This window comes from Glutamicibacter soli (genome assembly GCF_052322135.1).
In the GTDB taxonomy this organism is placed as follows: domain Bacteria; phylum Actinomycetota; class Actinomycetes; order Actinomycetales; family Micrococcaceae; genus Glutamicibacter; species Glutamicibacter soli.
The window spans coordinates 1,240,486-1,258,597 of record NZ_CM125969.1 but is presented as its reverse complement, the minus strand read 5'-3'; the positions used below and the strand labels follow the sequence as shown (position 1 = coordinate 1,258,597).

16 protein-coding genes are annotated in these 18,112 nt (G+C 67.1%); 4 read left to right on the top strand and 12 right to left on the bottom strand.

The window, feature by feature from the left end; genetic code table 11:
• Positions 1 to 28 precede the first annotated feature (28 nt).
• The 5 genes from tyrS to argH all read right to left on the bottom strand — a co-directional run bounded on the left by tyrS (position 29) and on the right by argH (position 6,797).
• A complete protein-coding gene (gene tyrS, locus ACTX90_RS06005) occupies positions 29 to 1,348 on the bottom strand; it encodes a tyrosine--tRNA ligase (RefSeq protein WP_047121191.1) in 1,320 nt (439 codons plus the stop codon).
• 159 nt (positions 1,349 to 1,507) lie between these two features.
• A complete protein-coding gene (locus tag ACTX90_RS06000; protein ID WP_443443477.1) occupies positions 1,508 to 3,787 on the bottom strand; it encodes a HelD family protein in 2,280 nt (759 codons plus the stop codon).
• Positions 3,788 to 3,893: 106 nt separating this feature from the next.
• On the bottom strand, positions 3,894 to 4,433 hold the full coding sequence (locus ACTX90_RS05995; RefSeq protein ID WP_368733731.1) for an adenine phosphoribosyltransferase: 540 nt from the start codon (positions 4,431 to 4,433) through the stop codon (positions 3,894 to 3,896).
• 106 nt (positions 4,434 to 4,539) lie between these two features.
• Positions 4,540 to 5,280: a maleylpyruvate isomerase family mycothiol-dependent enzyme gene (locus tag ACTX90_RS05990; protein ID WP_047121189.1), complete on the bottom strand. Its 741-nt coding sequence runs from the start codon at positions 5,278 to 5,280 to the stop codon at positions 4,540 to 4,542.
• 98 nt (positions 5,281 to 5,378) lie between these two features.
• The gene (argH, locus tag ACTX90_RS05985) at positions 5,379 to 6,797 is read right to left on the bottom strand and encodes an argininosuccinate lyase (protein ID WP_053797737.1); all 1,419 of its coding nucleotides are present in this window, start codon (positions 6,795 to 6,797) and stop codon (positions 5,379 to 5,381) included.
• Positions 6,798 to 7,092: 295 nt separating this feature from the next.
• Here argH and ACTX90_RS05980 point away from each other — a divergent pair, with 295 nt between their 5' ends.
• Positions 7,093 to 7,644, top strand: a complete 552-nt coding sequence (locus tag ACTX90_RS05980) for a macro domain-containing protein (protein ID WP_113606574.1) — start codon at positions 7,093 to 7,095, stop codon at positions 7,642 to 7,644.
• 246 nt (positions 7,645 to 7,890) lie between these two features.
• Here the strand turns inward: ACTX90_RS05980 and ACTX90_RS05975 are convergent, their stop codons facing one another.
• The 6 genes from ACTX90_RS05975 to argC are packed head-to-tail and all read right to left on the bottom strand — an operon-like array spanning position 7,891 to position 13,865.
• Positions 7,891 to 8,394 (bottom strand): arginine repressor, encoded by a 504-nt coding sequence (locus ACTX90_RS05975; RefSeq protein ID WP_047121186.1) that lies wholly within the window; start codon positions 8,392 to 8,394, stop codon positions 7,891 to 7,893.
• Positions 8,395 to 8,396: 2 nt separating this feature from the next.
• Positions 8,397 to 9,356, bottom strand: a complete 960-nt coding sequence (argF, locus tag ACTX90_RS05970) for an ornithine carbamoyltransferase (protein ID WP_053797735.1) — start codon at positions 9,354 to 9,356, stop codon at positions 8,397 to 8,399.
• Positions 9,357 to 9,385: 29 nt separating this feature from the next.
• The gene (locus ACTX90_RS05965) at positions 9,386 to 10,654 is read right to left on the bottom strand and encodes an acetylornithine transaminase (protein WP_181728029.1); all 1,269 of its coding nucleotides are present in this window, start codon (positions 10,652 to 10,654) and stop codon (positions 9,386 to 9,388) included.
• Complete coding sequence (gene argB, locus ACTX90_RS05960; protein ID WP_053797733.1) at positions 10,651 to 11,589, bottom strand: acetylglutamate kinase; 939 nt, start codon at positions 11,587 to 11,589, stop codon at positions 10,651 to 10,653. Before argB ends, ACTX90_RS05965 begins: the two co-directional genes overlap by 4 nt.
• A gap of 33 nt (positions 11,590 to 11,622) precedes the next feature.
• The gene (gene argJ, locus ACTX90_RS05955; protein ID WP_047121221.1) at positions 11,623 to 12,795 is read right to left on the bottom strand and encodes a bifunctional glutamate N-acetyltransferase/amino-acid acetyltransferase ArgJ; all 1,173 of its coding nucleotides are present in this window, start codon (positions 12,793 to 12,795) and stop codon (positions 11,623 to 11,625) included.
• A 38-nt stretch (positions 12,796 to 12,833) separates the two neighbouring features.
• Positions 12,834 to 13,865 (bottom strand): N-acetyl-gamma-glutamyl-phosphate reductase, encoded by a 1,032-nt coding sequence (argC, locus tag ACTX90_RS05950; RefSeq protein WP_443443476.1) that lies wholly within the window; start codon positions 13,863 to 13,865, stop codon positions 12,834 to 12,836.
• A 178-nt stretch (positions 13,866 to 14,043) separates the two neighbouring features.
• Here argC and ACTX90_RS05945 point away from each other — a divergent pair, with 178 nt between their 5' ends.
• The 3 genes from ACTX90_RS05945 (at position 14,044) to ACTX90_RS05935 (ending at position 16,354) form a co-directional block, all read left to right on the top strand.
• Positions 14,044 to 15,012: a quinone oxidoreductase family protein gene (locus tag ACTX90_RS05945; RefSeq protein ID WP_443443474.1), complete on the top strand. Its 969-nt coding sequence runs from the start codon at positions 14,044 to 14,046 to the stop codon at positions 15,010 to 15,012.
• Positions 15,013 to 15,089: 77 nt separating this feature from the next.
• The gene (locus tag ACTX90_RS05940; RefSeq protein ID WP_146955848.1) at positions 15,090 to 15,374 is read left to right on the top strand and encodes a hypothetical protein; all 285 of its coding nucleotides are present in this window, start codon (positions 15,090 to 15,092) and stop codon (positions 15,372 to 15,374) included.
• A gap of 62 nt (positions 15,375 to 15,436) precedes the next feature.
• Positions 15,437 to 16,354, top strand: coding sequence for an amidohydrolase family protein (locus ACTX90_RS05935; protein WP_443443473.1), 918 nt, complete (start codon positions 15,437 to 15,439; stop codon positions 16,352 to 16,354).
• Between the two features lie 68 nt (positions 16,355 to 16,422).
• Here the strand turns inward: ACTX90_RS05935 and ACTX90_RS05930 are convergent, their stop codons facing one another.
• Positions 16,423 to 17,937 (bottom strand): DUF5129 domain-containing protein, encoded by a 1,515-nt coding sequence (locus ACTX90_RS05930; protein ID WP_443443472.1) that lies wholly within the window; start codon positions 17,935 to 17,937, stop codon positions 16,423 to 16,425.
• Positions 17,938 to 18,112: the final 175 nt, after the last annotated feature.

The window sequence follows — 18,112 nt, the reverse complement described above, 5'->3', positions numbered from 1 at the left end:
CAGATTCTTTGGCGGTTTTGCTTGGTTTTTACTTAGTCAGTTCGACGACAGCCATGTTCTTCTTGCCGCGGCGAACGATGGCGTAGCGGCCATGGAGGAAGTCGGCTTCAGACAGTTCGCTGTCGATGCCCTCGACCTTTTCGTTGTTCACGTAGGCGCCGCCCTCGCCGACGGTGCGTCGCGCAGCAGACAAGCTCTCGCTGAGGCCCGAAGCGTGCAGCACGTTCAGGATGCCGAGGTCGTCGGCCGCCACCTGGACGATTGGCAGTTCGGCAATCACTGCCTGCAGGGTCGACAAGTCGATCTCGCCCAGTTCACCATTGCCGAAGACCGCGGCGGAAGCAGCGATCACCTTGGTGGTGGCGTCTTCGCCGTGCACCAGGCTGGTTACCTGCCAGGCAAGCTCGCGCTGGGCCTGGCGCTTGAACGGACGCTCGGCAACTTCCACAGCCAAGGCCTCGATCTGTTCGCGCGACATGAAGGTAAAGACCTTCAGACGGTCGATCACATCTGCATCGGCGGTGTTCAGCCAGAACTGGTAGAAGGTGTACGGGGAGCACATCTCCGCATCCAGCCAAATCGCGTTGCCCTCGGACTTGCCGAATTTGGTGCCGTCCGAGTTGGTGATCAGCGGGGTACCGTAGGCGTAGGCGGACTTGCCCTCCACCTTGCGGATCAGGTCGGTGCCGCTGGTCAGGTTGCCCCACTGGTCCGAGCCACCAGTCTGCAGGGTGCAGCCGTACTGGCGGTACAGCTCCAGGTAGTCGTAGCCCTGCAGCACCTGGTAGGAGAACTCGGTGTAGCTGATGCCCTCGTCGGAGTTCAGGCGCGCGGCCACGATCTCCTTCTTGATCATCGTGCCCACGCGGAAGTACTTGCCCACGTCGCGCAGGAAGTCCAGAGCGGACAGCGGCGCGGTCCAGTCCAGGTTGTTGACCAGGCGCACCGCGTTCTCGCCCTCATTGGACAGGAAGCGCGAGACCTGAGCCTGCAGCTTGGCAACCCACTCGGTGACGGTCTCCTTGGTGTTCAAGGTGCGCTCGGCTGTCTGGCGCGGATCACCGATCAGACCGGTGGAACCGCCCACCAGTGCCAGCGGCTTGTGGCCTGCCAGCTGCAGGCGGCGCATGTTCAGCAGCTGCACCAGGTTGCCTAGGTGCAGCGACGGCGCGGTGGGGTCAAAGCCGCAATAGTAGGTAATGGTCTCCTCGGACAGCGCCCGCTCCAGCTCGGCCTCGTCGGTGGACACGTGCACCAGGCCGCGCCACTTCAGCTCCTGCCAGACATTCGCGAAGGAGGAATCATTACTCTGTCCCGCAATAACGGGATTCTGATTGGTTTCAGACATGCTAACTTTGACCATTTTTCTGTCTATGTTCTGCCCCTTTGCTCCCGCTGCTTCCAGCGGAAGTTCACTACGGCGCAGCCAGTTGGGGTTTCCTGGCGTGCGCACTTCCTAGATTATCGGTTCGCGGCGGCTGTATGCCAGTTCGCGCGGCCGACGCTCCTAGGCTTCCATCCCCTCGGGCAGCTCGCCGGTGTAAACCACGCGCAAGCGCTGGGTGGTGCGGGTCATCGCCACGTACAGGTCCCCCACTCCCCCGTCGACCTCGGCCACCAGCTGCTCGGGTTCCAAGATGATCACGCCGTCGAATTCAAGGCCCTTGGATTCGCGGGCGGAAATCACCACGATGTCCTGGCTCAACCCGCCGGAGCCTTCCCCGACACGGTCCCCGTAGGCTGCGGAAATCACGTCGCGCGTATGGGCCAGCTGGTCCTGCGGGACGATGACCGCCTGCAGGCCTCCGGCGGAATACTCCAATTCCTCGGCCAAGGCCGCGCGCAACGTGTCATCCAGCTGCGCGCCCGTGGTCTTGGTCAGCAGCGGAGGCCAGTCGCCCTCGCGCACGGCGCGCGGGGTGGTGATGTTCAGCCCGGCGGCCTGGGCCACGCGCACCGCGGCGTCGGCGATCTGCGCCGGCGTGCGATAGTTGACCGTCAGCTCCTCCAAGGTGAAGCGTTCGCCGAAGAACGGCGACAGCGCCTGCGCCCAGCTGGTCGCGCCCGAGGCCGCGGAGGTCTGGGCGATGTCCCCCACGATGGTGAAGGACTTGATCGGGCAGCGGCGCAGCAGCAGGCGCCACTGCATGGGCGAGAGCTCCTGCGCCTCGTCCACCACGATGTGCCCGTAGGCCCAGGTGCGGTCGGCGACCGCACGCTCGGCTGCGGTCTGGCGGGCGGCGGTCTCCTGGTTGACGCCGGCGACCTGCTCCGCGGTGACCACCCCGTCGATGCCTGCGTTTTCCAGCATGGTATGCATGTTCACCAGCGCGGCCTGCGCGTTTTCCACGTCGCGGTCGTACTGGGCCTGGTTGCTGGCGGCGTGCGGGTCCTCGAACTCGCCCAGCAGCTCGGCGGCCTCGTCAAGAAGCGGCACGTCGGCCTCGGTGAACGGCGCATCGACGCGGCGGTAGAGCGCGTCGCGGTCGGCTTCGGAAAGCTTCGGCGCGGCGGCGGCCAGCAGGTGCGGGTTGGCGAACAGCTCGCGCACCAGCTTCTGCGGGGTCATCGGCATCCAGCACAGGTTCAGCGCCACGCGCACGTCCCAGGACTCGCGCACTTCCTGCGGCAGGTAGGAGCGGTCGGTGGTCGAGGACTGCCCGGCCGATTCCTCCAGCTTGCGGCGCAGCTGCTCGGCCAGGTCCCCCACGAGCACCTTCACGAAGGTTTCGCGGGCCTGGTTGTACGGCTTGTGGGTGTGGCGGGCGCGTTCGCGCGCGTTGAGCACCATCTTGCGGGTCAACGTCAGCCGCGTGCCTTCGACCACCACGGTGCGGTCCTCGGGAAGCACGCGCTGGCGGTTGCGCACGGCGGCGGAGATGACCCGGGCCATGGAGGGCCGGCCCTTGAGCCGGGCCACGGTGCGGTTGGTTTCCGGCACTGCCTGCACCCCGTGGTACAGCTCGCCCACGGAGGACATGACCACGCCGGTCTCGCCCAGCGAGGGCAGCACGCGCTCGATGTAGCGCATGAAGGAATTCGAGGGCCCGACGATCAGCACGCCGGCGTTCTTCAGCCGTTCGCGGTATTCGTAGAGCAGGAAGGCGGCGCGGTGCAGCGCCACGGCGGTCTTGCCGGTGCCCGGCCCGCCCTGGACCACCACTGCCCCGGGCAGCGGCGCGCGGATAATGGCGTCCTGCTCGGCCTGGATGGTGCCCACGATGTCGCCCATGCGGCCGGTGCGCTTTTCGCGCAGCGCCGCCATGAGCGAGCCTTCCCCGTGGTGGGTGTGGCCCTCGTCAAGCCAGGTCTCGTCCAGCACGTCGTCCTCGATGCCTGCCACGGTGCGCCCGGAGAGCATCAGGTGGCGGCGGCGGCGCACGCCGCGCGGGTTCAGCGCGGTCGCCTGGTAGAACGGCGCGGCCTCGGCGGCGCGCCAGTCGATCATCAGCCGGTTGAGGTCCTCGTCGCTCAGGCCGATACGCCCGATGTAGCGGATGCGGTTCTCCTCCGCCTGGGGATCCCCGTTGGAGCCGTTGGCCGCGGCCATGTCCAGTCGGCCGAAGACCAGCCGGTCCTGCACTGCATCCAGCTGCGCGATGCGGTCCTCGTACAGGGTCGCGAAGGAGTCGCGCTCGGACATGTTCTGGAAGCTGCCCACGGCGCCCTGCGCCCGGGTGCGTCCGAGCTGCTCCACCTTTTCGGCGCGCAATTCATCAAGCCTTGCGTACAGTTTCCCCACGTACTCGGTCTCGACGGACAGATCCTGTTCGATCGTTTCGGACAACCCAGTTTCCCCTTGCGCTAAATTCACAGGACAGACAATTCTACGCGTGCCGCGGCGGCGGCCGGTAATCCGCTTCGCGGGCGGCGTAACCAGCCGACGTGTTACTTCAGGAGTGCACCAGCTGCAGCGAGACGACCTCGTGCCCGTCCAGCTTGGCGCGGCCTTCCAAGCCGTCGAGTTCCAGCACCACGCCGATGCCCGCGACCACGGCGCCGGTCAGCTCGACCAGGCGCACCGCCGAGCCCACGGTGCCGCCGGTGGCCAGCACATCGTCCAGAATCAGCACCCGGGTGCCCGGGGCGATCTCGTCGCGGTGCATTTCCAGGCAGCCGGAGCCGTATTCCAGGGTGTATTCGTCGCGGTAGACCTCGCGCGGCAGCTTGCCTGCCTTGCGGATGGTCAGCATTCCCTTGCCGGAGGCGTAGGCGGCCGCCGCGGCGAGCACGAAACCGCGGGCCTCCAGCCCTGCCACGATGTCGAACTGGCCCTCGAACGGGGCGATCAGCTCGTCGACCATGCGGCGCAGGCCTGTTGGGTCCGCGAAGACCGGAGTCAAGTCCTTGAATGAAATTCCGGGCTGCGGGTAGTCGGGGACAATCGCGCATAAACGGTCCAGCAGGTCGGTAATGCTCTCAGTAGTATTCACGCCTCACAATTTTAGCCGTACTCGGGGCTCTTCGAACCACGCGACTTAACTGCCTCGGCCGCAGTTCCCGGAAGGGAACTGCGGCCTCGGTTTCGGCGGCCCGGCGCTAGCGGTTCATCAGCCGGTCGCTCGGCCAGGGCAGCAGCTCGGGGTAGTCGGCGGCGTCCGCGGCCGCGGTGGCCTGCACCGGACCGGCGGCCGGACGGCCGGCAAGCCATGCTGCCAGATCAAACTCGGTTCCGGAGAGCACCCAGGAGTTCTCCCCGGCGCCCAGCACCACCGGGGACTTGCCGTGGGGCTGCAGCACCAGGCGGTCCTCGGAAGGCACCCGGGCGGCCAGCGCGCGGAAGAGATGCTCAGAGAATTCGGCCGGCCAGCTGGAAGCAGGGCGCACGAACTCGTCAAGGTCGGTGGCGTGGATCAGCATCTCTCGCCAGGTGGCGTACATCATGTCCGCAACCTTCGCGCCGGGGCGGTAGCCCACCGATTCCTCCCACTTGCCGGCGGCGGAAGGCAACACCTCGCGCAGCTCGGCCAGCGCGGTGTTGGTCAGCTCCAGCAGCGCCTCGGGGCGCATCAGCGCTGTCATGTTGATGGCCTCGATGCGGCCGGCCGCTCCCCCGTCGTACATTTCCAGCGGCGGTTCCTGCCCGGCGCGCTCGAACTGGCGGCGGGCTGCCTTCGCGAAGGAGGCCAGGTGCGCAATGAGCTGGGCGGTGCTCCAGCCCGGCAGCGAACTGGCCTTGGGGTAGTTCTGGAAGTCGACGCCGCGCACCTGTTCGCGCAGCTCATCCAATGCGGTGGTGACCTGAGAAATGAGTGCGTCCGGCGCCAGTATCTGTGTCATGACCCACACTGTATCGCGAGTAGGGCTTAAATGCGTAGGCGGCCGGATCCGCGCCGCATGATTCCTGCGGTGCGGCTCCGGCCACCGGCCGGTCCAGGCTACTTGGCGATCCAGCCGCGGACCTCGTCAAGCTGGCGCTCGAACTCGGTGATCTGCTGCGCGACAGCGCTCGGGGCGGTGCCGCCCTGGCCGTTGCGGGCGTTGAGCGAGCCCTCGGTGGAGAGCACTTCGCGCACCGCCGGGGTCAGGTGCTCGGAGATGCCTGCATAGTCCTCGTCGCTCAGGTCCCACAGCTCCACGCCGCGCGATTCGGCCAGCTGCACGGCGGCGCCGGAGAGCTCGTGGGCGTCGCGGAACGGCACGCCCTGGCGTACCAGCCACTCGGCGATGTCGGTGGCCAGCGCGAAGCCCTGCGGGGCCAGGCCGGCCATGCGCTCGGTGTTGAAGGTCAGGGTTTCGATCATGCCGGCCACGGCGGGCAGCAGGATTTCAAGGGTGTCCGCTGCGTCGAACACCGGCTCCTTGTCTTCCTGCAGGTCGCGGTTGTAGGCCAGCGGCAGCGCCTTCAGGGTGGCCAGCAGGCCGGTCAGGTCGCCGATCAGGCGTCCTGCCTTGCCGCGGGCGAGCTCGGCGATGTCCGGGTTCTTCTTCTGCGGCATGATCGAGGAGCCGGTGGAGAAGGCGTCGTGCAGCTTCACGAAGCTGAATTCCTTGGTGGCCCAGAGGATGACCTCTTCGCTCACGCGGGACAGGTCCACGCCGATCATCGCGGCGATCCAGGAGAACTCGGCGAACACGTCGCGGGCGGCGGTGCCGTCGATCGAGTTGAACACGGCTGAGTCGAAGCCCAGCTCGTCGGCCACGAAGTTCGGGTCCAGGCCCAGGGTCTGGCCGGCCAGCGCGCCGGAGCCGTACGGGGAGACTGCAGCGCGCTTGTCCCAGTCCACGAAGCGCTGCACATCGCGCAGCAGCGGCCAGGCGTAGGCCAGCAGCAGGTGCGAGAGCAGGATCGGCTGGGCGTGCTGCAGGTGGGTGCGGCCCGGCATCGGCGCGTACGGATGGGCCTTGGCCTGGCCCAGCAGCGCGTCGAGGGTGTCAATGACGCCGCCGGCGATGATACGGGCGTGGTCGCGCAGGAACATGCGGCCTAGGGTGGCGATCTGGTCGTTGCGCGAGCGTCCGGCGCGCAGCTTGCCGCCCAGCTGGGTGCCGGCGCGCTCAAGCAGCCCGCGTTCCAGCGAACCGTGCACGTCCTCGTCGGAGTGCGCGGCGGTGTAGGTGCCGTCCAGCACGTCGGCCTCGAGCTTGTCCAGCGCGGAAATCATGTCGGCCAGTTCCTGCTCGGTGAGCAGGCCGGCACGCTGCAGCACCTTGGCGTGGGCGCGGGAGCCGGCGATGTCGTAGCTGGCCAGGCGCCAGTCGAAGTGGGTGGATTTACTCAGCGCGGCCATTGCGTCCGCGGGACCGTCGGAGAAACGGCCGCCCCAGAGCGATCCTTCATTTGTTGACGAGGCCATGGCTCGTTCCTTTCTGCTGCCCGGATTCCGCCGCGCGCCCAACCGGTTTCGCCGGCGGGCGCGGTGGAGTTTATTTCGCTGAATCCTACTCTAGCAAAGGTTTATGCAATGTTGCTCATAAATATGCATCAACCGCAGGTGAGTTCCCCCAGGCCTTGCGAAACCACTCCTGTGGAAAGTGGAAGAAGTCCCGTCGCGCTCGCCAACAGTTGGCGGCTTCCCTCTTCCACGAAGCATGACCCCGGCGTAAGGTGAAGCCATAGTCGTATACGGATACGTCGTTGGAGGAAATCAAATGGATATCCAGTTGTTCCGCGGTGACATCACCACCCTGAGCGTGGACGCCATCGTCAACGCAGCCAACCCGTCCCTGCTCGGCGGCGGAGGCGTGGACGGTGCCATCCATGCAGCCGCGGGTCCGGCCTTGCTGGCCGCATGCCGCGAAGTCCGCGCCAATCGCTATCCTGACGGCATTCCCTCGGGTGTCGCCGTGGCAACCAAGGCGGGAAACCTCAAGGCCAAGTGGGTCATCCACACGGCAGCCCCGAACCTGGCCCTGATCAAGCCGAACCCCAAGATCCTGGCCGATTGCTTCAAGAACTCCTTGTATGTGGCAGCCCGCCACGAGGCGCATTCGATCGCCTTCCCCGCGCTGGGCGCCGGGGCATTCCGCTGGGATCCCAAGCAGGTTGCGCAGATCGCCTTCACGGCCATCAACGAGTGGGTCCAGACCAACAAGCACATCTCCCCGATCCACCGGATCGTCCTGGTCGCCTACAACGACGAAGTGCAGGCGGCCTTCGAGGAAGCCTTCACGCTGAACGCCGTCGAGGAGCTGGCAGCCTAGCAGCGCGCGGCTCCCAAAGCCGCTCATGATGCACAATAGCCGCCGCGGACCGCAAGGTGCGCGGCGGCTTCGCTGTCTTGGCAGCGCGATTGCCGGGCAAGGCGCCCGCGGCACCGCGGGCAGGGCCGAGGCCGCCCTTGCACCGATGATGGCGCACCGAGCGCGGGCGCAACGATGCCGGGCGCAGAATGTGGATAACATTCTGCGCCCGGCATCGTCATTGGGCTGCGGAGGATCCGCCGTGTTCTAGCTCGGCTCGGCCAGCTGCAGGAAGCGGGCGGCCACCTCGGCGCCGCCGTCCACCTGGCGGGTGGTGACCATGATGGTGTCGTCCCCGGCGATGCAGCCGAGGATGGAAGGCATCTGCGAGTGGTCGATGGCCAGGGCCAAAAGGTTCGCGGCGCCCGGAGGGGTGCGCAGCACCACGATGTTCCCGGAGGCCTCGGCGGTGACCAGCTGCTCGGCGCAGATCTTGGCCAGCCGGGCGTCCAGCACCTCCTGGGTGATGGCGGTCTGCGGAGAGCGGTCCCCGCCTTCCTGCCGCACCGCGTAGATCAGCTGGCCCAGGTTGTCGCGGATGCGCACCGCGCCGATTTCCACCAGGTCGCGCGAGAGCGTGGCCTGGGTGACTTCCAGCCCGTCGTCCTTGAGCAAGCCAAGCAGCTCGGCCTGGGACTTGACCGAGTTGTTGCCCAGGAATGCGCGGATGCGCGCCTGGCGGGCGGTTTTCGTACTGGGCTGCGAAGCCATGTTTACAGCTCCACCCTGGGGTCTTCGGCCAGGCCGGAGGCGACCATGAGCCAGGTCATGACCGCCTTCTGCGCGTGCACGCGGTTCTCGGCCTCGTCGAAGACGACCGACTGCGGGCCGTCGATGACCTCTGCCTCGATCTCGTAGCCGCGGTAGGCCGGCAGGCAGTGCAGCACAATGGCGTCGTCCTTGGCGTGCTTCATCGCCGCGGAGGTGACCGAGTAGTCGGTGAACAGCTTCAGGCGCGCTTCCTTCTCCTCTTCCTGGCCCATGGAGACCCAGGTGTCGGTGGCGACCACGTCGGCGTCCGCCAGCGCGGCGGCGGCGTCGGTGGTGATGGTGACCGAGCCGCCGGTCAGCGCGGCGCGCTCCTGCGCCGCGGCGACGATGGAGGCCGCCGGCAAGTAGCCTTCCGGTCCGGCGATGGCCACGTGCATGCCCGCGGTGACCCCGGCCAGCAGGTAGGAGTTGGCCATGTTGTTGGCAGCGTCGCCCAGGTAGGCCATCTTCAGGCCTGCCAGCGCGCCCTTGTGCTCGCGCACGGTGAGCAGGTCGGCGATCAGCTGGCAGGGGTGGTAGTCGTCGGAGAGCGCGTTGATCACCGGCACCGAGGAGTTCGCCGCCATTTCCTCCAGGCCCGACTGGGCGTAGGTGCGCCACACGATGGTGGAGACCATACGCTCGAGCACCTTGGCCGAGTCGGAGATGGACTCCTTGTGGCCCAGCTGGGACTCGGCGGAGTTGATGATCAGCGGGGAGCCGCCCAATTCGGCGATGCCGGCGTGGAAGGAGACCCGGGTGCGGGTGGAGGTCTTGTCGAAGAAGACCGCGACGGTCTGCGGGCCGGCGTACGGGGTGAAGCCGTACTTGTCGGCCTTCATGGCCAGTGCCAGGTCCAGCACCTTGGTCTGCTCGGCCTGGGTGAAGTCCAGGTCGGTCAGGAAGTGGCGGGTTGCGCTCATGGTGTGTTCCTTAAAGTCTGAGGTGATTCTTAGGCTGCGGCAGCGGCCAGCAGGCCGGGCAGCGCCGCGATGAAGGTGGCCAGCTGCTCGCGGGTGATGACCAGCGGCGGGGCCAGGCGGATGGTGCGCTCGTCGGTGGCGTTGATGATGAAGCCGGCGTCCAGCGCGGCGGCGACCATCTTCGGCGCCGAGCCGTTCAGCAGCTCGAAGGCGTTGAGCAGGCCGGCGCCGCGCACCGCGCCCACGCCGTGAACGCCTGCCAGCTGCTCGCGCAGCCAGGCGCCGGTCTCGCGCACGTGGGCCAGCAGGTTGTCCTTTTCGATGGTGTGGATGACCGCCAGGCCGGCGGCGCAGGCCACCGGGTTGCCGCCGAAGGTGGTGCCGTGGTCGCCCGGGGTCAGCCAGGAGGTGTTGGCCTCGCCAAAGACGATCATCGCGCCGATCGGGAAGCCGCCGCCCAGGCCCTTGGCCAGAGTCATCACGTCCGGAATCACCGGCGCGGAAGCGAAGAACTCGCCGGTGCGGCCCATGCCGGTCTGCACCTCGTCGAAGACCAGCAGCGCGCCGGCCTCGGTGGTGATCTCGCGGGCCGCCTGCAGGTACTCGGCGGACAGCTCCAGTACACCCGCCTCGCCCTGGATCGGCTCGATGAACACTGCCGAAACGGTGTGGTCCACCGCCTCGCGCAATGCCTGGATGTCCCCGGCGGGGATCCAGGTGACGTTCTCGGGCAGCGGCGCGAACGGGGCGCGGTACTTCTCCTTGTAGGTCAGCGACAGCGCACCCAGGGTACGGCCGTGAAAGGCATGCTCCAGTGCGATCACCTTGGTGCGCGGCGCCTGCTCGGTGCCCGCGTTGCGGCGGGTGAGCTTCAGCGCCGCCTCGTTGGCCTCAGTGCCGGAGTTCGCGAAGAACACCTTGGAGCCGGCCGGGGCGGCGGAGATCTGCAGCAGCTTCTCGGCCAGCGCGATCTGCGTGGGCGAGGTGAAGAAATTGGAGACATGCCCCAACGTGGCAAGCTGCGAGGTGATCACGGAAGTCAGCAGCGGGTTGCTGTGGCCCAGGGTGTTCACCGCGATGCCGCCGAGCAAATCCAGGTACTGGTTGCCGTCGGCGTCCCACACGTGGCAGCCGGCCCCGCGCACCAGCACGCGCTGCGGCGCGCCGAACACGCCCAGCAGGCTGTTGGAGTAGCGCTCGGCCAGCGCGGCCGATGACTGGTTGCCCAATCCGGCCAGGTCGGCGGCCTGGGAGTTCCCGCTCGGTGTTGCTTCGGTTGCGGCGGCGCTCTCGCTCACTTCTGGTCCTTCTGATTTGTTGGTGCGGCGGGGACCACCTGGGTACCCACGCCGGCGGTGGTGAAGATTTCTAGCAGCATTGAATGCGGTTCGCGGCCATCCACGATGTGGGCCTGGCCCACGCCGGAGTCCACGGCGTCCAGGCAGGCGCCCATCTTGGGGATCATGCCCGATTCCAGGGACGGCAGCATCTCGCGCAGCTCGTCGGTGCTCAGCGAGGTGATCAGCGAGGACTTGTCGGGCCAGGCGCTGTACAGGCCCTCCACGTCGGTGAGGATCACCAGCTTGGAGGCGCCCAGCGCGGTGGCCAGGGCGCCGGCGGCGGTGTCGGCGTTGACGTTGAGCACCGCTCCGGTCGGTTCGCCCTCGGCGTCGAATTCCGGAGCCACGGTGGAGATCACCGGGATCATCCCTGCGTCGATGAGCGAGTCCACCTGGTCGGTGCGCACGCGGGTCACCTCGCCGACCAGGCCCAGGTCCACGGGCAGACCGTCGATGATGGTGCCGGTGCGGATGGCCTGCAAGGTGGCGCCGTCCTCCCCTGACATGCCCACCGAGTAGGGGCCGTGCGAGTTGATCAGGCCGACCAGGTCGCGCTGGACCTGGCCGGTGAGCACCATGCGCACCACGTCCATGGCTTCGGGGGTGGTCACCCGCAGCCCGCCGCGGAATTCCGACTCGATGCCCAGGGTGTCGAGCATCTTGTTGATCTGCGGGCCGCCGCCGTGCACCACCACCGGGTTGATCCCGGCGTGGCGCAGGAACACGATGTCCTCCGCGAAGGCGCGGCGCAGCTGCTCGTTGACCATGGCGTTGCCGCCGTACTTGATGACCATGGTGGTGCCGGCGAAGCGCTGGATCCAGGGCAGGGCCTCGATCAGCGCCTCGGCCTTGCGCTGGGCCAATCCGACGTCGGTGCGGGTGTTCTCAGGCATGTGCTCTTCCTTTGTCCTCGTCGAGGGACGGGCCTAGCTGGAGTAGGCGGAGTTCTCGTGGACGTAGTCGTGGGTCAGGTCGTTGGTCAGCACCGTGGCCTGCGCGGTGCCCGCGTTCAGGTCGATGTCGATGGTGACGTTGCGATCTTCCAGCGAAACCAGCGAGCGGTCCTCGCCCACGCCGCCGTTCTTGCAGACCCAGACGCCGTTGATGGCGACGTTCAGCTCGTCCGGTTCGAAGGCGGCCTGGGTGGTGCCGACCTCGGAGAGCACGCGTCCCCAGTTCGGGTCCTTGCCGAAGACCGCGGTCTTGACCAGGTTCGAGCGCGAGACGGCCTTGGAGACCTCCAGGGCGTCGGCCTCGGTGGCGGCGTTGAAGGTGCGGATCGCGATGGTGTGCTCCGCGCCCTCGGCGTCGTCGATCAGGCGGGCTGCCAGCTCCTGACAGGCGTCGGTCAGCGCGGCGGTGAATTCGGCGGCGTCCGGGGTGATGCCCGAGGCGCCGGAAGCCAGCAGCAGCACGGTGTCGTTGGTGGACATGCAGCCGTCGGAGTCGGCGCGGTCGAAGCTCATCGCGGTGGCGCTGCGCAGCGCGGCGTCCAGCTGCTCGCTGGTGAGCGCCGCGTCGGTGGTCAGCACGACCAGCATGGTGGCCAGCGCCGGGGCGAGCATGCCCGCGCCCTTGGCCATGCCACCGATGATGACCTGGCCGGTGGTGGAATCCCCCACCACGCGGCTGACCTGCTTGGAGACCGAGTCCGTGGTCATGATGCCGGCGGCGGCCTGGTCGGAGGCGTCCTGGGTACCGGCCAGCGCGGCGGCGGCCGCGGCGATGCCCGGCAGCAGCTTGTCCATCGGCAGCTGCTGTCCGATCAGGCCGGTGGAGGCCACTGCGACGTCGCCGGCGGAAACCTTCAGCAGGTCCGCCACGTATTCGGCGCTGCGGTGGGTGTTGCCGAAGCCCTCGGCGCCGGTGCAGGCGTTGGCGCCGCCGGAGTTCAGCAGCACCGCGTCGATGCGGCCGTCGGCCAGCACCTGGCGGGACCACTTGACCGGGGCGGCTGCCACGCGGTTGGAGGTGAAGACGCCGGCTGCGGCGAAGTCGGGTCCGAGGTTGCGCACCAGGACCACGTCGTTCTTGCCGGTGGACTTCAGGCCCGCCGGGACGCCGGCGGCGGTGAAGCCCGCCGGGGCGGTGACGCCCAGGGCGTTGGCGGATGGGTGGGTATTGGTGTGGGCGAGGCTCACGGGGCGACTCCTTGCATGAGCAATCCGGTGTTTTCTTCCAGTCCCAGCGCGATGTTCATCGACTGGACTGCGGCACCTGCGGTGCCCTTGGTCAGGTTGTCCAGCGCCACCGAGACGATCACGCGGTTGGCGTGGGTGTCGAAGGCCAGCTGCAGCTGGACGTGGTTGCTTGCCTGCACCGCGCCGGTGGTCGGCCACTGGCCCTCGGGCAGCAGGTGGACGAACAGCTCGTTGTCGTAGGCCGCGGCCCAGGCCTCGCGCAGCTGCGCTTCGGAGACCCCGGGCTTCACCTTGGCGGTGGCGGTGGTCAGGATGCCGCGCGGCATCGGGGCGAGCGTCGGGGTGAAGGAGACGGTCACCGGTTCGCCGGCCAGCTTGGAGAAGCCCTGTTCCATCTCCGGGATGTGGCGGTGCACGCCGCCCACGCCGTAGGTGCTCATGGAGCCCATGACCTCGGCGCCCAGCAGGTGGGTCTTGGCGCTCTTGCCGGCACCGGAGGTACCCGAGGCGGACACGATCACCACGTCGTCCGGTTCCAGCAGATTGGCCGCGAAGCCGGGAGCCAGCGAGAGCTGGCCGCCGGTCGGGTAGCAGCCGGGCACCGCGATGCGCTTGGCGCCGACCAGCTTTTCGCGCTGTCCGGGCAGCTCGGGCAGGCCGTAGGGCCAGGAACCGGCGTGCTTGGTGCCGTAGAACTTCTCCCAGGCCTCGGCGGATTCCAGGCGGAAGTCGGCTCCGGCGTCGATGACCAGGGTGGATTCGGGCAGCTGCTCGGCCACGGCGGCGCTGGCGCCGTGCGGCAGGGCCAGGAAGACGACGTCGTGCCCGGCGAGGTTTTCCACGGTGGTGTCCACCAGGACGCGGTCGGCGAGCGCATGCAGGTGCGGGGCGATGCCGCCCAGGCGCTGCCCGGCCTGGGAATGCGCAGTGATGGCGCCAATTTCTACGTCGGGGTGGGCGGCCAGGATGCGCAGAACCTCGCCGCCGGCGTACCCGCTGGCACCGGAGACAGCAACTGAAATCGTCATGACCAGAGCTTACCGCAAAATATGCATAGAGGCTAATAAATATTCATAACTTAGTTTGTCATGAAGTCCGACATGGGCGCTTTCGACCAGCCACCATGCAGGCTCGAGTCATAGACTGGGCCTAGCAGTGGCCCGGGCGATGCGGGCCGACGTCAATCTTCCACAGGAGCGCTCCCCCATGCAGCAGCAAGCCATACTCGTTGCCGAACCCTCGGATGCCAAGGGGCTGGTTCTGGGACAGGCGCCCGTTCCGTCCGCGGGGCCGGGGCAAGTGCAAGTGAAGGTCGCCGCCGCCGGAGTCAACTTCATCGAAACCTACCAGCGCAGCGGCGTCTACAAGGTCGACTACCCGTTCACCCCGGGCTCGGAGTTCTCAGGAGTCGTCACCGAAGTCGGGCAGGGCGTGCAGAACTTCGCCGTCGGCGACCGGGTCGCGACCGCCTCCGGCACCGCCGGCTACGCCCAGTACGCGGTAGTCGATGCCGCACGGGCGGGCCACGTTCCCGCCGGCGTAGACCTGCAGGTGGCCGCCGCGCTGCCGCTGCAGGGCATGACCGCCCACTACCTGGTGAATTCGAGCTACATCGTGCGCGAGGGAGATGTCATCCTGACCTACGCCGGCGCCGGCGGCGTGGGACTGCTGTTGACCCAGCTGCTCAAGCTCAAAGGCGCTACGGTGATCACCACCGCCAGCACCCAGGAGAAGAAGGACTTGGCCAAGGCGGCCGGTGCGGACTACGTGGTGGACTACGGCCAGGTGGCTCAGACCGTCGAAAAGGTCACCGACGGCCAGGGGGTGCATGCGGTCTACGACGGCATCGGCAAGGACACCTTCGAGACCTCGCTGACCGCGCTGCGCCGCCGCGGCACCCTGGTGCTGTTCGGCGGAGCCAGCGGCCAGGTGCCGGACTTCAACCTCCAGCGGTTGAACGCCGGCGGCTCGCTGACCGTCACCCGACCGAAGCTCGACGACTTCATTGCCACCGAATACGAAATGCACTGGCGTTTCGGCGACATCTTCCGCTGGGCCTCCGAAGGCAAGCTGGATGTGCGCATCGGCGCGAGCTTCCCGCTGTCCGAGGCCGCGGCGGCCCACACCGCATTGGAGTCCCGCAGCACCACGGGCAAGGTGCTGCTCGTTCCCTAGCCTCGGCGCCGCGGCTGCGGGGCCTGTGCCCCGCGGCAGGCGGCCTCCCGCCATAATCGACTACCTTGAATGAGCTGTTGGCTTCACTGGCGATGTCCTGGCTCCTGGGTGCGGGCCTGTTCCTGCTGTTGTTCTACGCAGTGTTCAGTGCCAAGTCCGAGAATTCGGATGGCGGCCACGGCCGCCACGTGCATCGGAACCGGCAAAACTCGGCGCGGGCCAAGGCCATCCAGCGCACCAGCATGCGCCAGCGCTTCGCCAATGACTTTTCCTCCTTCGGCGTCGTCGACTGGGCACTTTTTGCCGGAGCGCTGTGCTTCCTGGCTTTCGCCGTCGCCCGGACCGCGGCGCTGCTGGACTGATCCGGCCTCCGGCCCGCGGCCGGCCCTCATTTCCCCGTACCGACAACCCACGGAGTTCACCAGTGGAACATCTTCCCCGGGAGCAACGAAGCCCCGCCAATGATGCCGAGATCAAGGACTACCTGCACGGACTGGGCCTTCCGGGGCTGATCGACCTGCATGTGCATTTCATGCCGCAAAACGTGCTGGACAAGGTCTGGGCGTTCTTCGATGGCCGCGAAGCGGATGGCGACCTGCCGTGGCCGATCAGCTACCGCACGGACGAGGCGCAACGCGTCGCGACCCTGGAGCAGCTGGGCGTCGCCCGGTTCAGCACCCTGAACTATGCGCACCGCCCGGGCATGGCCGACTGGCTGAACGAGTACTCGAAGAACTTCGCGGCGCTCCATCCGCAGGCCATCGCCTCCGGGACCTTCTATCCCGAGGAGGGCACCGAACAGCAGGTCAGGGACTGCCTCGAATCGGGCGTCGAGGTCTTCAAGATCCACGTCCAGGTCGGAAACTTCGATCCCAACGATCCGCAGCTGGATCGGGCCTGGCAGCTGGTGGCCGAAGCCCGCACCCCGGTCATCATCCACTGCGGCAACGGCCCGCACAAGGGGCAGCACACCGGCATCGAGCCCATCCGCCGGCTGCTGGCGCGCCATGAGGACTTGGTGCTGGTGATCGCCCATGCGGGGTTGCCTGACTACAGCGAGTTCGCCGAGCTGGCGCTGGAGCACCCGAACGTCTATCTCGACACCACCATGCTGGCCACCGATTTCACGGAGCAGTTCGCGCCGATGCCCGAAGGCTACCGCGCACTGCTGGCGCAGCTGGCAGGCAAGGTCGTGCTCGGCACCGACTTCCCCAATATCCCCTACCCCTACAGCCACCAGCTCCAGGCCCTCGACGCCCTGGGCCTGGGCGAGCAGTGGATGCGCGAGGTCCTCTGGGAAACGCCGCAGCGCCTGCTGGCCCAGGTGCGCGCGGCGGTCTAGCCAGCTCGGGCGACCGGCGCAGATCGAGCCGGTGCGGCCACCTGCTCGACAACTTCGGGTGCAGCGCCCTAGAAACGGGAGGAACCGCCGGCGCCGGAGAAACTGCCGCCTCCGGAGTAACCGGTGGAGACTCCGGAGGACGAGCTGGCCGCCTGGCGGGAACTGTCCACTGCCTTGACCGCGGATTGATAGCCGATGTTGAAAGCACTGACCCGCCAGAAGAATTCTGCCGGGCTGGTGACGTCCAGGATCGACCCGCCGCTGCGGGTTCCGGTGGAGGCGTAGCGTTGCTTGCGCAGCTTCGCGCGCATTTGCTTTTCTTCGGCCTCGGACTTGGCGTAGGCGCCGATCCGCGCGGCCGCGTAGGCGTCGAGGCGTTCGGTTAATTGCTTGCGCCGTTCGCTGAGCCGGTCCAGGGCGGTATCGACATCGATCACCTGCGCGGCCAAGTCCGTGCCGACGGCCTGCACTTCCTGCTGCGCTGTGTCGGCGAATGAGCGCAGCGCGCTCCCGGCCGGGCCCAGCTTCTTGTCCGGGCCGCCGAGCAACTCGGGGAGTTCCGCCAGGTCTTCAAGGATCGGAGCCGTCTGCGCCCGCCAGGCCTCTTGCCACGTGGCAGACCTGGTGTAGAGCGCTGCGGCGGCGATGATCGCGTCATCGGTCGCGTCCAGCTGCTGGGCGGTATCGATGAAGTCCTTGGACAGGGCGACACCGGAGCCGGAGGAGCGGGTTTTCTTCGTCGCGGCTTCAAGCTCCTGTTGCCGGGCGAACAACGTGCGGTACTTGGCCATGAAATCGGCGAAACGACGTTCCAGATCCGCCGCATGGCGCGAGCCGGTCGGCAAGGTACGGGCGGACAGCTCGGTGGTATCTAAATCCATGGTCACATTGCTTAGATGCTCCCGTCCGGTGCTGAGGTTCGCTTCGAACTCCTTGCGCCGTGAAGCCCTGACACCGAGAACCACCAAACCCGTCGCTCCCGCGGCGCCGCCGGCGACACCGGTGGTGATCCACAGGGCGGGGTTCTTGTACCATGGTCGGTTCATGATCTTCGCGCCCTTGGCGCCAACGGCGATCACGCCGTCGGTCCAGCGCGAGAGGTTGAAGTCCTCATATCCTGCCTCGTGGATGGATTCCATCTGGCTCGTTGAAACCTTGCGGTCTTCGCCGAAGTAGGTTCCGATCTGGCCGTCGCCGTGTCCCTCAACCGAGAGTGTGATGATGAAGTATCCGTCGGCCCAATAGTCGCCGTAGTCCTCGGCATCTTGCGAGATCCATTCAGGATGCTCCTCCCTTGCGAACGCGAGTGTTTCGCTGTTGATGTCGTCGGAGTATTCGCCTTGACGGGAGAAGACCGCAACCTTTGTAGGCTCGTTGAAATCGATGCTTGAGAGGGCGTCCTTGATCTTCTCATCATTGAGGACATCGGCCGTGTCGTAGACGCTGATGCCCTCCAGATTCGCTCCGGCGGCGACGCCGATCGTTGAACTGCTGGCAGCAGCTGCCGGCAGTCCCGGGGCTAGCCCCAACAGGACCACGGCCGCCGCGGCAGAGCATCGAGTCAAAGAGTGGCGAAATTGCATGTGCAGAACTCCGGTCCAATAGCAGGTCGATCATCGCAACAATGGCTTTAAGCCATCGTATCGGCTATTTCAAACGAAGTCTTGAACCTCAATTGCATTCCCAACTGACCACGCAGTTCGGATGGCCGCCGCGGGCCACGCTGAGGATGAAGCGGCCGGACCCAAGCGGCGCGAA